Source organism: Shewanella sp. SM87 (genome assembly GCF_025653705.1).
Classification (GTDB): domain Bacteria; phylum Pseudomonadota; class Gammaproteobacteria; order Enterobacterales; family Shewanellaceae; genus Shewanella; species Shewanella oncorhynchi.
The window spans coordinates 162000-177273 of record NZ_JAKKSC010000005.1 but is presented as its reverse complement, the minus strand read 5'-3'; the positions used below and the strand labels follow the sequence as shown (position 1 = coordinate 177273).

Genomic DNA, 15274 nt, shown 5'->3' with positions numbered 1-15274 from the left:
TCGTTATTTTGCCAATAAATGTTGGATACGAGTCTTTAAAATATCGGTCGCAATACGATTTTTGCCGCCACGGGGAACGATAATATCGGCGTATTGTTTCGAGGGTTCGATAAACTGTAAGAACATAGGACGCACGGTTTTCTTGTACTGTGAAATCACAGATTCCATCGTACGGCCGCGCTCGGCCACATCACGAGTTAAGCGACGTAGGAAACAAATGTCCAGCGGTGTGTCCATAAACACACTCGCGTCCATCAGGGCACGTAACTTAGGATCGGTCAGCAATAAGATACCTTCTAAAATGATCACCTTTTTCGGTGTCATCTTTAAGGTTTCTGCAGTGCGTGTATGTTCTGTATAGCTATAACAAGGGATATCAACAGCTTCGCCAGACTTGAGCAACTGTAAATGCGTGCACAACAGTTGATGGTCCAGCGCTTTTGGATGATCGTAATTCGTTAATACCCGTTCATCCATGGATAAATGACTCTGATCGCGATAGTACGCGTCTTCATTAATTACCCCAATTTGATCTGTGCCTAAATCGCGGCGTAATTCGTCAAAAATCGTTTTGGCAATTAAACTTTTGCCCGATGCTGACGCGCCAGCAATTGCAATAATGACACACTGCTGAGAATTCATACCCTTAAACCTTACTCGTCATCTGAAACACTAATAGAAACTGTTTTCTGGCTTTGCTTTAAAGCCAATTCTGCGCCCACTTTACGGGCAATTTCCCGATAAAGAGCTGCGACTTCACTGTCAGGATCGGCAACGACGGTCGGCGCACCATTATCCATGGCTTCACGGATATTAATGTGCAACGGTAAAGCGCCTAACAGTGGAACTTGATAGCGTTCAGCGATTTTACTGCCGCCGAGAGTTCCAAATGGATGTTCTTTATGACCACACTCAGGACATAAATGGAAACTCATGTTCTCGACAATACCCAGCACAGGAATGTTCACTTTCTGGAACATATTGATGCCCTTCTTGGCATCGGCCAGCGCGATATCCTGCGGTGTAGTTACGATAACAGCGCCGCTCACAGGGACTTTTTGCGATAACGTGAGCTGAATATCCCCTGTGCCTGGTGGCATATCAACGACTAAATAATCCAGTTCTGGCCATTGGGTTTCATTCAGTAACTGGGCCAACGCGCCCGCGGCCATTGGGCCACGCCACACGGCAGCTTCATCACCACTGAGCATAAAACCAATCGACTGCGCGGCAATACCATGGGCACTGGCGGCTGTCATATGTTTGCCATCGGGGGAAAGCGGTCTGAAATTAGGGATACCTAACATCATAGGCACTGACGGGCCGTAAATATCCGCATCGAGAATACCCACCTGCGCACCTTCGGCCGCTAATGCCAAAGCTAAGTTCACCGCTGTGGTTGACTTACCCACGCCGCCCTTACCTGAGGCTACGGCAATCACTTGCTTCACATTGGCAATCGGCGCAATAGAAGATAACGCTGAGTAGGCTTTAGGTTGAAAATCGATTTCACACTCGACTTCATCAATAGCATCGAGCACCGCTAACTTATTCGTCAGCGCCATGACAGTGTCGCGATACTGAGTCATACAAGGGTATGGATAGACTAAGCCAAGCTGCAAACGCTTACCTTCCAATGCCAGCTTATTTACGCATCCTGCGCTCACTAACCCTTTCGCGAGATACGGGTCAACAAATGAATCGAGAATAGCCAGAACTGGCCCGAGAAGATCGTCATTCAGACGATAATCAGTTTGAGTTGAAGACAAAAGAATTACCCCCACCAATAAATTTGCCCAAGTGTACCAGATAATGCAGAAAACATTAGCGCAGATTTAGCTCAATTGGCTCAGGTTTTGATGAAAATCATCCTGTAATCGGTTAGTATCTCTACCAATATTTTTGGCCCACCACGATATTTGAGACAAGATGGCAACTTCACAACGTAAAATTCTCGTGACCAGCGCACTTCCCTATGCAAACGGACCGATACATTTAGGTCACATGCTGGAATACATACAGACAGATATCTGGTCGCGTTATCAAAAGCTTCGTGGACATGAGTGCCACTATATTTGTGCCGATGACGCCCATGGCACGCCAATCATGCTTAAAGCACAGCAATTAGGCATAGCGCCAGAAGACATGATTGCCCAAGTGAACAAAGAACATCAGCAGGATTTTGCCGATTTCAATATCGCCTTCGATAACTATCACAGCACCCACAGCGATGAAAACCGCGTACTGGCAAGTGATATTTATCTCAAGCTACGTGCGAATGGCTATATCAAGAGCAAGAGTATTTCTCAGCTGTTCGATCCTGAGAAATCCATGTTCCTGCCAGACCGCTTCGTAAAAGGCACTTGTCCTAAGTGTAAGTCACCGGATCAATACGGCGATAACTGTGATGCCTGCGGCGCGACTTACAGCCCAACTGAGCTCATCAATCCAAAATCAGCGGTATCGGGTGCGACACCAGTGATGAAAGACACTGAGCACTTTTTCTTCGACCTGCCCGCCTTCGAAGGCATGCTAAAAGAGTGGACTCGCTCTGGTGCCCTGCAAGTCGAAATGGCCAATAAACTCGACGAATGGTTCGAGCAAGGATTGCAGCAATGGGATATCACCCGTGATGCACCGTATTTTGGTTTCGAAATTCCCGATGCGCCAGGCAAGTATTTCTACGTTTGGCTAGATGCGCCTATCGGTTATATGGGTTCGTTCAAAAACCTCTGTGACAAACGCCCTGAGCTGAGCTTTGAGGAATTCTGGGGCAAAGATTCAACCGCCGAGGTGTATCACTTCATCGGTAAAGACATAGTCTACTTCCACAGTCTGTTTTGGCCTGCCATGTTACACGGCTCAGGTTACCGCCAGCCAAACAGCGTCTATGCCCACGGCTATGTGACGGTCAACGGCGCTAAGATGTCAAAATCCAAAGGCACTTTCATCAAGGCGCGAACTTATTTAGATCATTTAGATCCTGAATATTTACGTTACTACTACGCCGCCAAACTCAGCAGCCGTATCGACGATTTAGATTTAAATCTCGAAGATTTCGCCCAGCGCGTGAATTCAGACTTAGTCGGTAAGCTAGTGAACTTAGCCTCGCGCACCGCAGGTTTTATCACTAAACGTTTCGATGGCAAGCTAGCGAAAATTAACGACACCACACTGACTGAGGCGTTTCTAGCCAAGCAAGAGGTGATTGCCGAATTTTACGAGTCGCGCGAATACGGCAAAGCAATGCGCGAAATCATGGCACTGGCGGATATTGCTAACGGTTTTGTAGCCGATGCTGCGCCTTGGCAAATGGTAAAACACGATGATCAACAGGAAGCGGCCCATCAAGTGTGTTCAAATGCCTTGAATCTGTTCCGTATTCTAGTGACGTATCTCAAACCTGTATTGCCACGTTTAGCCCAAGATGTGGAAGCCTTTTTCCAACTACCGCTCACTTGGAGTGCATTGAACCAAGATTTAGCGGGTCATGAAATCGCGCCATTCAAAGCCATGATGCAACGTGTTGAGCTGGATAAAGTCAATGCTATGGTTGCCGACTCCAAGGATAACCTGCAAGTCACGGCCGATGCACCAAAGACGGCTGCGCCTGAAAAAACGGTTGAATCATCTAATGTCAGCAGTGAGCCTCTGGTTAACGATCCTATCAGTGAAACCATCAACTTTGATGATTTTGCGAAAATCGACCTGCGTATCGCTCGTATCGTGAAAGCCGAGCATGTTGCTGACGCAGACAAGTTACTGAAGTTGCAGCTCGACATAGGTGGCGAAACACGCCAAGTGTTTGCTGGGATCAAATCGGCCTATTCGCCAGAAGACCTTGAAGGCAAACTAACTGTGATGGTGGCTAACTTAGCACCACGTAAGATGCGTTTTGGCATGTCAGAAGGCATGGTTTTGGCCGCTGGCCCTGGTAGCAGCGATCTGTGGATTTTAGAACCCCATGAAGGCGCACAGCCTGGCATGCGGGTTAAGTAATCTGCGCTAGATAACGCTCGAAAAATCAATAAGGCCGCATTTTATGTGGCCTTATTTGTTGGTATCGATTGTTTGAGCCGATTCGTGGTCGCAAGTGTCACGCAGTCTTTTAAAAGACTGAGTTTAAGCCATTTAATTTTAACTGAGTGGTTTAAGAGACCGAGTTAAAACTCGTATTTCTATCGACAAGATATTCACGGCAATGTGACATTCATATCAGTGACAAGTCTAAAATCGACGCAGTGCTAAATGAATAATTCGAGGAGTCGTTATGGGAAATATCGTTGAGCAGTTGCTGTTTTCTGCCTCGATTACGGGTCCAATCTGTTTGATGTTAGCACTCGGTGTGATCCTAAAACGCACCCAAATCATCAATGAAAACTTTATTGATGTTGCATCAAAATTAGTCTTTAACGTGACGCTGCCAGCCTTGCTGTTCCTTAGCATTATTAGCTCCAATCACGATCTCGCCTCCAGTGCGCCCTTGATTGGCTATGGTTTAGTGGCCAATTTCCTGTTTTTTATACTCTCCACCTATGCAACTGGGCGGCTATTTCCCAAGCACAAAGACCAAGGTGTGATCATTCAAGGGGGATTTAGAGCCAATACCGCCATTATCGGCTTAGCTTACGTTTCCAACGCCTATGGGAGTTCTGGTGTTGCCTTAGCCGCGGTCTATGTTGCCTCAATGACGCTGCTGTATAACATTCAAGCGGTTATTTGCCTAAGCCCTAAAGGTGAAGAATCCAGCCAACGTGCATTTGGCGTGATCATCAAGACCATCACCAAAAACCCGTTGATCATTGCCATTATGGCAGGCATGTTGTTCTATTTGCTTGCTATTCCAATACCGAAAATGGTGCTCGATGCGGGCCAATACTTTGCCAATATGACCCTCCCACTAGCGCTACTGTGCACTGGCGGTTCGCTCGATATTGGTTCACTCAAACATGAAAAGCATTCAACTTGGTTCTCGACCGCATTGAAACTGATCTTTGCCCCGCTTTTTATCTCGATTGGGGCCTTGCTGTTGGGTTATCGAGGGATTGAGTTAGCAATGGTCTTTTTAATGAGTTCTGCGCCCACCGCAGCCGCAAGCTATGTGATGGCGCGCGCCATGGGTGGCAATGCGCCCCTTGCGGCCAATATTATTGCGCTAACCACAGTCTGCTCGCTGATCACGTGCACCTTAGGCATCTTTATACTGTCCACTTTGGGGCTGATCTAGCAGCTAAAGGCTAAGAGCTGATTGGCACAAACGCTAGAGAAACGGATTTGAGTGACTATAAGTAATAATAAACCACAATAAAAAAGGCGAGCCATGCTCGCCTTTCGTTTAGGAATAAAACAGTTAGATGGTCATCATAAGCCGCTTTATGAATGGATTAGACCGGATTAGTGATATCCACAAAATGGTGCACGAGATCAAACTCGCGGGCGAGGTGACGGCCTAAGGCTTGAATACCAAAACGTTCTGTCGCATGGTGCCCCGCCGCAAAATAATGTATGCCCTGCTCTACCGCACTGTGGAACGTTCGCTCGGACACTTCACCACTGATAAACGCATCCACACCTAAACTCGCCGCAACATCGATATAATCCTGCGCGCCACCAGTACACCAAGCTACATGTTGGATCTTAGCATCGCTATCACCAATGTGCAGTGGGGCTCTGCCTAACGCATTCTCAAGGGTGTGAGAAAATTCGCTAGCACTGACTGCAAGATCAAGTTTTCCACGCCACAGTAGCCCCTGAGCCACATCTTCGATGGCTTCTGCGTCAATGATCCCAAGCTGTCTCCCCAAAGTCGCGTTATTACCGAGCATTGGGTGGGCATCTAAGGGTAAATGATATCCAAACAAGCTAATATCATGCTTGAGCAGCGCCTTAATTCGGCGTTGTTTCATGCCTGTGATCACTTCAGGCTCATTCTTCCAAAAAAAGCCGTGATGAACCAATATCGCATCGGCGTTTAATCGAATCGCTTCATCGATCAAGGCCTGACACGCTGTCACGCCCGTGACTAAGGTGCGGATCTCATCCTTGCCTTCTACCTGCAGCCCATTGGGTGCGTAATCCTTAAAGGCCGACACATGTAAAAAATCGGCTAAATATTGGCTTAGTTCTGTCCGTGTCATTGCATTACCGTCCGTTACTCAAGATGACCATTTACTGAAGATGAGAATTTATCCAATATGAGACAATCGCTTACATCGCGATATCAACACGCACGCCACCTTGCAGGTATACCACTCGAACTCTGTCACCCGCGTTAAACGTCATGCCAGCATCGTAATCTTGGATCACCATGACCTGAGTACCATCTTCTTGATTGATCATCAGTTCCACCAGCTTAAACGATTGCACGCTAGTACCACTGCCATAACGGTTACCGATACCCCCACCAATCAAAGCACCTAAAATCGTCGCCACATCTCGACCCGAACCGCCACCAAACTGATTACCAATCACCCCACCCGCTAAGGCGCCGCCGAAGGTTTTCCAACCTTGATTACGGTCTTCAATTAACTGGGTTTCGGTGATATTACGTACCGAAGTGATATCGCCATAGAGTACTTTCTCAACTGGCACGGCTTGATTGCGATCATAGCCAGCATTAGCGGGACTGATGATAAAAGCAAAAATAAACATAAAGCTTGCTAGAGTAGGTTTCCACATATCTGAATTTCCGCTAACTTAATAATAAGGTCTATAACTAAATCATACTCAATTGTGAAGTCACTGTCTTTCCTGAATCACGAATTTGACGCTTTTCCTTCGCCCGAGCTCGCCTTAACCGATCCTAATGGTTTATTGGCTATCGGCGGCGACTTACGTCCTGAACGTTTACTCTCTGCTTACTACAACGGTATTTTTCCTTGGTTTAATTCTGACGATCCCATCCTGTGGTGGTCGCCGGATCCCCGCGCCGTGTTTATTCCAGGTGAAATTCACATCAGCACCAGCCTGCGTAAGTACTTAAAAAAGCAACCTTGGCGGATCACTATCAATCACGCTTTCACCGATGTGATGGCAGGATGCGCGCAGCCAAGAGAAAAACAGAGCGGCACTTGGATCACCCAAGAAATTCAAATGGCCTATCGCGAATTGCATCACACAGGTCATGCTCACTCCATTGAAGTGTGGGAAGGTGAACGTTTAATCGGTGGGCTTTACGGCTTAGCGATCGGCCAAGTATTTTGCGGCGAATCCATGTTTCACCGTAAAACCAATGCGTCCAAGGCCGCCGTTGCCGCACTGCAACAACATTTACTCAAGATGGGATTCAAACTCATCGACGCACAAGTGATGAATCCCCACCTAGAAAGTTTGGGAGCTAAAGCTATTAAACGCATTGATTTTATAACGTTACTGAGCGAACTGAGAAACAATCCCGTGGACCCAAATACTTGGGCCACTAAAGAGGTCATCCTTGAACTCGAGTAAAGCATCGATCGCTATCGGTATCAGTCAAATATTTCCCTGCAGCTACCTTGATGGCCAGCAGGAGCAGCTACTCGTCATCCAAGAAGATACGCTCGATCCCATTTTATTTGAGCGTTTGCTCGCGGTAGGTTTTCGCCGCAGTGGTAGCTCTATCTACAAACCACGCTGCCCTAGATGCAGTGCATGCCAACCAATCCGTGTGCCAACGCATGAATTTGTCCCATCGAAACGCCAAAAACGCACTTTAGCAAAAAACCAAGATCTGACTTGGCGAATTACATCGGAGCAAACCGCCGAGCAATATACGCTATATGAACATTACATTCGTGGGCGACATTTTGACGGCCCCATGTTTCCCCCGAGTGAAGATCAATATAATCACTTTCTTTTTTGCTATTGGTTACCGCCAACGTTTATCGAAGTCTATGATGGAAATAAATTATTGGCAGTTGCGGTCACTGATAGCTTGCCCAATAGTCTTTCGGCAATTTACAGCTATTTTGACCCCGACGAAGAACATCGCTCCCTCGGCGCACTGTTGATTTTAATTCAGTGTCGACTGGCGAAACTCATGAATAAAGAATTTGTTTATCTCGGATATCAAATAGATGAAAACCGTAAAATGTCTTACAAGCGTTTGTATCGCCCTTATCAAATTCTGACACCGACGGGCTGGGAGTATTCCCAAGTTTGCTAAGTACTTCCCCTTTACAGCGGGGGGAATTTGGGGCATGATACGCCCGTTTTTTATATTCGAAGGCTAATGGGATAATTAATTAATGGCGAAAGAAGACAACATTGAAATGCAAGGCACTATCCTTGAAACCTTGCCAAACACAATGTTTCGTGTAGAGCTTGAAAATGGTCATGTGGTGATAGCCCACATTTCAGGCAAAATGCGTAAAAACTACATCCGGATCCTCACTGGCGATAAAGTTACCGTCCAGCTGACTCCTTATGATCTGACCAAAGGTCGCATTGTCTTCCGCGCACGCTGATATAGCCTCTTAGATTTAAAAACCCGGCAAGGCCGGGTTTTTTTGTTTGCGAAAGATGAAAAAAATGGCTGCAATTGCAGCCATTTTTATGTCTAAAACTAACGGATAATCAAGCATTAAGCTTTTGTTGTAGCTTTTTCGTGACGTTCGGTACGAATGACAATCTCGCCCTCCTTCACATCCACATACGCAACACCGCCTGACTCTAAGACACCAAATAAGATCTCGTCTGCCAATGGACGTTTGATCAATTCGGTCACGACCCGAGCCATTGGACGTGCGCCCATGTTCTTATCGTAGCCTTTCTCGGCCAACAAGGTTCTGGCTTCGTCGCTGACTTCCAAAGTAACGTGTTTTGCATCCAACTGAGCCTGCAATTCCACCAAGAATTTATCGACCACTTTGGCGATAATCGTCATATCCAAATGATTGAACCAAATGATGGAATCGAGACGATTTCGAAATTCTGGCGAAAATACTCGATTAATTTCAGATAATGCATCTTGGGTGTGATCTTGCTGGGTAAAGCCAATCGACTTACGAATAGTCTCCTGTACACCCGCGTTAGTGGTCATCACCAAAGTCACATGTCTGAAGTCCGCCTTACGACCATTGTTATCGGTCAAAGTACCGTGATCCATCACCTGCAACAGCAGGTTATAGACATCACGGTGGGCCTTCTCAATTTCATCCAATAGCACGACACAGTGCGGATTTTTAATCACAGCATCCGTGAGCAAGCCACCTTGGTCATAACCCACATAACCAGGAGGCGCACCAATCAGGCGTGACACTGTATGGCTTTCCATGTACTCAGACATGTCAAAGCGCACCAGTTTCATCCCCAAGCAGTTGGCCAGTTGGTTAGTGACTTCGGTTTTACCCACACCGGTGGGACCGGCGAATAAGAAGCTCCCCACAGGTTTTCGGTCAGCACCTAAGCCACTGCGCGATAAGCGAATGGCCGAACTCAGACTCTCAATGGCCTTATCTTGGCCAAAGACCACCATCTTAAGGTTACGCTCAAGGTTACGCAGTAAGTCCTTATCAGTAGCGGATACCGACTTCTCAGGGATACGTGCCATTTTCGCCACAATCGACTCAATCTCGGCCTGGCCTATGGTCTTTTTACGTTTGCTCATAGGCAACATCACCATACGCGCACCCGCTTCATCAATCACATCGATGGCTTTATCGGGTAAATGCCTGTCGTTGATGTGCTTGGCCGACAATACTGCAGCGCTGCTGATCGCGGCCTGAGTATAACGAACACCATGATATTCTTCGTATTTAGACTTAAGCCCCATCAAAATCTTAGTGGTTTCTTCCACTGAAGGCTCATTGATATCCACCTTTTGGAAACGACGTGCAAGTGCGCGGTCTTTCTCAAAAATACTTTGATATTCTTGGAAAGTTGTCGAGCCCATGCAGCGCAAGTTACCGCTAGATAGTAAAGGTTTCAGCAGATTAGAGGCATCCATTACGCCGCCAGAGGCCGCGCCCGCACCGATAATGGTATGGATCTCATCGATGAATAGGATGGCATGCTTATCAGCCGCCAGTTCTTTTAACAGGTTCTTAAAGCGCTTTTCAAAGTCGCCGCGATACTTAGTTCCCGCCAGCAGTGAACCTAAATCCAAGGAATACACTGTGGCTTCAAGCATCACATCGGGCACTTGTTTATTGACGATACGATACGCCAACCCTTCGGCAATCGCCGTTTTACCTACACCCGCCTCACCCACTAACAGTGGATTATTTTTACGGCGACGGCACAGGGTTTGAATCGCGCGCTCAATTTCTTGGTCGCGACCAATCAGTGGGTCGATGATCCCTTGCTTTGCAAGTTGATTTAAGTTGGACGCAAATTGCGACAACATACTGCGCTCTTCGCTGCCTTCGCCCTGATCTTCAACACGTTCTTGATCTTGATGTGACTCAGCATCATCATTTTTGGCGAAACCATGGGAAATAAAATTCACTACATCGAGGCGACTAATGTCGCAGCGGCGCAGTAAATACACGGCTTGGGATTCTTGCTCACTGAAAATGGCGACTAACACGTTAGCGCCGTTCACTTCATTGCGACCCGATGACTGCACATGGAATACTGCCCGTTGCAGCACTCGCTGGAACCCAAGCGTCGGCTGAGTTTCTTTGTCATCATCAATATCGGCAATGATTGGGGTTGTTTGTTGGATAAAGCTTGCCACTTCATCTCTGAGTTTATCTAGATTCGCTCCACAGGCGATTAACGCTTCTTGAGCCGCAGGATTGTCGATCAGAGCTAATAACAGATGTTCCACTGTCATATACTCGTGACGCGCGTCTCTGGCTTGCTGAAACGCCAGATTTAAGGTGACTTCCAGATCTTTGTTCAGCATAAGCACCCCCAAAATTAACAACAGACTACAGAGTAAAGCGGTTTTATGCTTTCTCTAACGAACACAGTAACGGATGTTGGTTTTGTCTTGCAAATTGATTTACTTGTATCACCTTAGTTTCTGCAATCCCAAACGGGAAAATACCGCAAATTCCTTTTCCTTGGTGATGGATCGTCAACATGATATCGGTCGCTTCCTGCTCGTTCTTGCGAAAGAAAACCTGCAAAACTTCAATCACAAAATCCATTGGGGTGTAATCATCATTATTGAGTACCACCTTATACATCGAAGGCGGCATTAACTCTGATTCGACACGTTCTTCAACGTGTTCAATATTTCCTATCTTTGCCATTTTTTAATACTAGCCTCTCGTGTTGGCCTCTTCCAATTGATCCGTTCAAATTAATCAGTTGTTACCTCTTTGTTAATTTTAGCTTGACTTCCGCATTTACTCCTTACATTCTGTTGTGCAGACGGTGAACGAATACCCGTCTATACAGGTTTTACTATCTTACTGGTAAGTAGACAACAGAAGGAAGTGGAAGTATGGCAAGCGGAACTGTTAAATGGTTCAACAACGCCAAAGGATTCGGGTTTATTTGCCCTGATCAAGGTGGTGAGGACGTTTTTGCACACTATTCTACCATTGAAATGGAAGGCTATCGAACTCTAAAAGCAGGCCAACCCGTTCAATTTGAAGTAGAAGCCGGTCCAAAAGGGATGCACGCTTCAGCCATTTCACCAACAAAATAACGTTTGGTGAGGCCAATGATCTAAAAGGCAGGGACTTGTCCCTGCCTTTTTATTGCTGCGTGTTTCATCAATTCCCACCACTTAATGCTGCATCGCTCATCATCATTTCGCATGAATTTAATTCAAGTTCAATCGCCGCACATCATCCATTGCATCCCAGAAAAAAGTTTTTATCATCGGTCTCGACAGCAAATTTAGGGTATAAAAAAGGATCTGCAATGCAGACCCTTTTTTAAAATCAGTCTAATGACTTACAACTTTACATCAACTTAGATGGCCAACACTGACGCGCACGCCATCTAAAAGTGATAATGAGCGGGATTAAGCAATCAACAGCTTGTTCAACGTCTCGCTTGGGCGCATGGCTTTTTCAGCCTTAGCCGCATCTAAACGGTAGTAACCACCTAAATCGACTGGTGCACCTTGTGCCGTCGCTAATTCAGCCACAATCACTTGCTCATTCGCCGCGAGCGCATGCGCTAACGGAATAAAGTGTGCTTGTAACTGCTCATCGCTGGTTTGCGCTGCTAAGGCTTGTGCCCAGTACATGGCTAAGTAGAAATGGCTACCACGGTTATCCAGCTCACCGACTCTTCTTGATGGCGATTTATTGCTATCTAAGAATTGGCCAATGGCTTGATCTAAAGTATCGGCTAATACTTGGGCTTTTGGATTGCCTACGGTTTGGCTTAAATGCTCAAGAGACGCCGCCAGAGCCAAGAATTCACCGAGCGAATCCCAACGTAAGTGACCTTCTTTCTCAAGCTGTTGCACATGCTTAGGCGCACTACCACCCGCACCTGTTTCAAATAGACCGCCGCCGTTCATTAATGGAACGATTGACAGCATTTTAGCACTGGTGCCTAGCTCGAGGATAGGGAACAAGTCAGTCAGGTAGTCACGTAGAACGTTACCCGTAACTGAAATGGTATCTTTGCCTTCTTTGATGCGAGCCAAAGACAAACGCGTCGCGTCTTCTGGAGACATAATGCTGATATCTAAGCCATCAGTGTCATGTTCTGGCAGGTACTGCTGCACTTTTGCAATGATTTGCGCATCGTGGGCACGTTTACTATCTAACCAGAATACCGCAGGGGTATTGCTTAAACGGGCACGGCGCACGGCCAGTTTTACCCAATCACGGATAGGTGCGTCTTTAACTTGGCACATTCTCCAGATATCGCCCGCTTCCACGTTATGGCTCATCAATATCTTACCGCTGGCATCGACAACGTTAACCACACCGTCAGCAGGAATTTCAAAGGTCTTATCGTGGCTGCCGTACTCTTCGGCTTTTTGCGCCATCAAGCCCACGTTTGGCACGCTACCCATGGTTTTAGGATCAAAAGCGCCGTGCTCTTTACAGAAAGCAATCGTTTCTTGGTAGATACCGGCATAGCAACGATCTGGGATCATGGCTTTAGTGTCATGCAGTTGACCATCTGGTCCCCACATTTGGCCAGATGAACGAATCGCAGCAGGCATAGATGCATCGATAATGATGTCGCTTGGCACGTGTAAATTGGTGATACCTTTGTCAGAATCAACCATAGCCAATGCAGGACGTGCAGCGTAAACAGCGGCGATATCGGCTTCGACTTCGACGCGGCTATCGGCAGGTAATGTCGCAATTTTGGCATAAACATCACCAAAACCGTTGTTAACATCTACGCCTAATTCAGCGAAAAGCGCCGCATGTTTGTCAAACACTGGCTTGAAGAATACCTTCACAGCGTGACCAAACATAATAGGATCAGACACTTTCATCATAGTGGCTTTCAGATGCAGCGATAACAGCACATCTTCTGCTTTGGCGTTTTCGATTTCACGCTCATAGAAGCTCACTAAGGCTTTTTTACTCAACACCGCAGCATCGATAATTTCGCCAGCCAGCAGCTTAAGACTGGACTTGAGTACTACTTCTTGACCATCTTTTTGGGTCAGCACGATATTCACACTGCCCGCATCAGATAAAGTAACAGACTGTTCGCTGCCGTAGAAATCACCGTCAGTCATGTGGGCAACGTGTGACTTGGAATCTTTGGCCCATTTCCCCATGGAATGCGGGTTTTTCTTGGCGAAGTTTTTCACCGATAATGGGGCACGGCGATCTGAGTTACCTTCACGCAGTACTGGGTTTACCGCACTGCCTTTAATCTTGTCGTAACGTGTTTTAATTGACTTTTCAGCGTCGGTTTTTGGCTCATCCGGATAATTAGGGATGTCGTAACCTTTTTGCTGCAGTTCAAGGATACAGGCTTTTAATTGTGGGATCGAAGCACTGATATTTGGTAACTTGATGATGTTCGCTTCTGGCTGATTCGCTAACTCGCCAAGCTCTGTCAGATGGTCGCCAATCTTTTGTGCTTCAGTCAGTTGCTCAGGGAAACTGGCAATAATACGGCCCGATAACGAGATATCACGGGTTTCAACCGCAACGCCCGCGGCGTCGGTAAACGTTCTGATAATAGGTAAGAGTGAGAGGGTGGCCAGTGCTGGCGCTTCGTCTGTTTCAGTGTAAATAATTGTTGATGAGTTATCTTTCATGTTACATCCTACATTATTGTAAAATTTAATATTTTTTATAATAATTTTATAGCATGGCGAACAAATCTGAGCACAGGAAAAATATCAATCAAGGCAATCGACCACGCCCTCATCTTTCAAATTCTCAATGCCCTTCTGTCTTTGCGCGCAAGCTAAAATTTGTTACAACGACTCATTAAAACCTAATAAACATTTAGGCACAGATCACATTTTCTGGCCGACATCATAGAGCATTCGCAATAATATTCAAATTCCACTAACGGCGAATGCCAAGTACACTATGACCACATTAACGACTCAATCAAGTCAGGTAAGCGTGTCTCAACCTCCTGTTAGCAAAAGTATGAACAAAAACAAGTTTCAACCTAAAGGTGCCAATGCCAGCGCAAGTTCCCCAGCCAAGAGCCCGATTAAACCCGCTAAGCCCGCCAGCAGAGGCCCTGCCAACCGCGCTACCGCCGTAGATAGCAAAGTGGCGCCAGTACGAAATGCCAATGGCAGTTTAAAGAAAGAACCCTTTAAAAATCCTAATCGACGCGCAATTGCGGCGGCAAAACTGGTGCAGAGCCAAACCCTCGCACCGATTATTGTGCTGTTTAATAAGCCTTTTGATGTACTTTGCCAGTTTACCGATGAACAAGGTCGCAAGACCCTAAAAGACTATATCCCCATTCCTGACGTGTATGCCGCAGGCCGCTTAGACAGAGACAGTGAAGGCTTATTGCTGCTGACCAATGACGGTCAATTACAGGCAAGACTGACAGAGCCAAAAAAGAAAACCTTTAAAACCTATTGGGTACAAGTAGAAGGCGTTCCGACGGAAGATGCACTCACTAAACTGCGCCAAGGTGTTGAATTAAATGATGGTATGACGCTGCCTGCTAAAGTCAAAATCATGGATTCACCCGACATTTGGCCACGTAATCCACCGGTGAGAGAGCGCAAAAATATCCCAACAACTTGGCTAGAAATCCAAATTCATGAAGGCCGCAACCGCCAAGTCAGACGCATGACAGCGCATATCGGTTTTCCGACCTTAAGATTAATCCGTTATAAAATAGGCCAATGGAGTCTAGATAATTTGCCATCGGGTGAGCACAAATGTATCCGTCTCGGTGATGAAGTCTAAATTTCAGCCTACTTTCT

14 protein-coding genes are annotated in these 15274 nt (G+C 46.5%); 7 read left to right on the top strand and 7 right to left on the bottom strand.

What is annotated here, in order from left to right; genetic code table 11:
- Positions 1-3: 3 nt before the first annotated feature.
- Entirely contained in the window at positions 4-642 is a 639-nt protein-coding gene (udk, locus tag L5M11_RS06050) for a uridine kinase (RefSeq protein ID WP_028759746.1), read from the bottom strand.
- Between the two features lie 11 nt (positions 643-653).
- Positions 654-1769 carry an iron-sulfur cluster carrier protein ApbC gene (apbC, locus tag L5M11_RS06045; protein WP_263185389.1) on the bottom strand — a complete coding sequence of 372 codons (1116 nt, stop codon included), beginning with the start codon at positions 1767-1769 and terminating at the stop codon, positions 654-656.
- 160 nt (positions 1770-1929) lie between these two features.
- Between apbC and metG the strand changes: the two genes are divergently transcribed.
- Both metG and L5M11_RS06035 read left to right on the top strand, forming a co-directional pair.
- Positions 1930-3999, top strand: coding sequence for a methionine--tRNA ligase (metG, locus tag L5M11_RS06040; protein ID WP_263162756.1), 2070 nt, complete (start codon positions 1930-1932; stop codon positions 3997-3999).
- 271 nt (positions 4000-4270) lie between these two features.
- On the top strand, positions 4271-5227 hold the full coding sequence (locus L5M11_RS06035; protein WP_263185390.1) for an AEC family transporter: 957 nt from the start codon (positions 4271-4273) through the stop codon (positions 5225-5227).
- 157 nt (positions 5228-5384) lie between these two features.
- Here L5M11_RS06035 and L5M11_RS06030 read toward each other — a convergent pair whose 3' ends face one another.
- Together L5M11_RS06030 and L5M11_RS06025 are read right to left on the bottom strand one after the other, a co-directional pair.
- Positions 5385-6137, bottom strand: coding sequence for a Nif3-like dinuclear metal center hexameric protein (locus L5M11_RS06030; protein WP_263185391.1), 753 nt, complete (start codon positions 6135-6137; stop codon positions 5385-5387).
- A gap of 70 nt (positions 6138-6207) precedes the next feature.
- Positions 6208-6678, bottom strand: coding sequence for a glycine zipper 2TM domain-containing protein (locus L5M11_RS06025; protein ID WP_028759742.1), 471 nt, complete (start codon positions 6676-6678; stop codon positions 6208-6210).
- 54 nt (positions 6679-6732) lie between these two features.
- Between L5M11_RS06025 and aat the strand changes: the two genes are divergently transcribed.
- From aat to infA, 3 genes are all read left to right on the top strand, one after another.
- Positions 6733-7446, top strand: a complete 714-nt coding sequence (aat, locus tag L5M11_RS06020) for a leucyl/phenylalanyl-tRNA--protein transferase (protein ID WP_131523329.1) — start codon at positions 6733-6735, stop codon at positions 7444-7446.
- Positions 7433-8143, top strand: a complete 711-nt coding sequence (locus L5M11_RS06015) for an arginyltransferase (protein ID WP_263191632.1) — start codon at positions 7433-7435, stop codon at positions 8141-8143. Before aat ends, L5M11_RS06015 begins: the two co-directional genes overlap by 14 nt.
- Positions 8144-8225: 82 nt before the next feature.
- Positions 8226-8444: a translation initiation factor IF-1 gene (gene infA / locus L5M11_RS06010; protein WP_006081934.1), complete on the top strand. Its 219-nt coding sequence runs from the start codon at positions 8226-8228 to the stop codon at positions 8442-8444.
- Positions 8445-8560: 116 nt separating this feature from the next.
- On the opposite strand, the gene clpA is transcribed toward infA, so the two are convergent.
- Both clpA and clpS read right to left on the bottom strand, forming a co-directional pair.
- Positions 8561-10828, bottom strand: coding sequence for an ATP-dependent Clp protease ATP-binding subunit ClpA (gene clpA, locus L5M11_RS06005; RefSeq protein ID WP_263148401.1), 2268 nt, complete (start codon positions 10826-10828; stop codon positions 8561-8563).
- A gap of 43 nt (positions 10829-10871) precedes the next feature.
- A complete protein-coding gene (clpS, locus tag L5M11_RS06000; protein ID WP_006081936.1) occupies positions 10872-11180 on the bottom strand; it encodes an ATP-dependent Clp protease adapter ClpS in 309 nt (102 codons plus the stop codon).
- A 194-nt stretch (positions 11181-11374) separates the two neighbouring features.
- Between clpS and cspD the strand changes: the two genes are divergently transcribed.
- Entirely contained in the window at positions 11375-11581 is a 207-nt protein-coding gene (gene cspD / locus L5M11_RS05995) for a cold shock domain-containing protein CspD (RefSeq protein WP_006081937.1), read from the top strand.
- A 321-nt stretch (positions 11582-11902) separates the two neighbouring features.
- On the opposite strand, the gene L5M11_RS05990 is transcribed toward cspD, so the two are convergent.
- Positions 11903-14128 carry an NADP-dependent isocitrate dehydrogenase gene (locus L5M11_RS05990; RefSeq protein ID WP_263191630.1) on the bottom strand — a complete coding sequence of 742 codons (2226 nt, stop codon included), beginning with the start codon at positions 14126-14128 and terminating at the stop codon, positions 11903-11905.
- Between the two features lie 343 nt (positions 14129-14471).
- On the opposite strand from L5M11_RS05990, the gene rluE reads away from it, so the two are divergent.
- Complete coding sequence (gene rluE / locus L5M11_RS05985) at positions 14472-15257, top strand: 23S rRNA pseudouridine(2457) synthase RluE (RefSeq protein ID WP_263191628.1); 786 nt, start codon at positions 14472-14474, stop codon at positions 15255-15257.
- Positions 15258-15274 lie beyond the last annotated feature (17 nt).

What these genes read in the sequence shown, in the direction of transcription:
- udk (WP_028759746.1), bottom strand. Translation starts at nt 642, where the DNA reads ATGAATTCTCAGCAGTGTGTCATTATTGCAATTGCTGGCGCGTCAGCA.
- metG (WP_263162756.1), top strand. Translation starts at nt 1,930, where the DNA reads ATGGCAACTTCACAACGTAAAATTCTCGTGACCAGCGCACTTCCCTAT.
- L5M11_RS06035 (WP_263185390.1), top strand. Translation starts at nt 4,271, where the DNA reads ATGGGAAATATCGTTGAGCAGTTGCTGTTTTCTGCCTCGATTACGGGT.
- L5M11_RS06030 (WP_263185391.1), bottom strand. Translation starts at nt 6,137, where the DNA reads ATGACACGGACAGAACTAAGCCAATATTTAGCCGATTTTTTACATGTG.
- L5M11_RS06025 (WP_028759742.1), bottom strand. Translation starts at nt 6,678, where the DNA reads ATGTGGAAACCTACTCTAGCAAGCTTTATGTTTATTTTTGCTTTTATC.
- infA (WP_006081934.1), top strand. Translation starts at nt 8,226, where the DNA reads ATGGCGAAAGAAGACAACATTGAAATGCAAGGCACTATCCTTGAAACC.
- clpA (WP_263148401.1), bottom strand. Translation starts at nt 10,828, where the DNA reads ATGCTGAACAAAGATCTGGAAGTCACCTTAAATCTGGCGTTTCAGCAA.
- clpS (WP_006081936.1), bottom strand. Translation starts at nt 11,180, where the DNA reads ATGGCAAAGATAGGAAATATTGAACACGTTGAAGAACGTGTCGAATCA.
- cspD (WP_006081937.1), top strand. Translation starts at nt 11,375, where the DNA reads ATGGCAAGCGGAACTGTTAAATGGTTCAACAACGCCAAAGGATTCGGG.
- L5M11_RS05990 (WP_263191630.1), bottom strand. Translation starts at nt 14,128, where the DNA reads ATGAAAGATAACTCATCAACAATTATTTACACTGAAACAGACGAAGCG.
- rluE (WP_263191628.1), top strand. Translation starts at nt 14,472, where the DNA reads ATGAACAAAAACAAGTTTCAACCTAAAGGTGCCAATGCCAGCGCAAGT.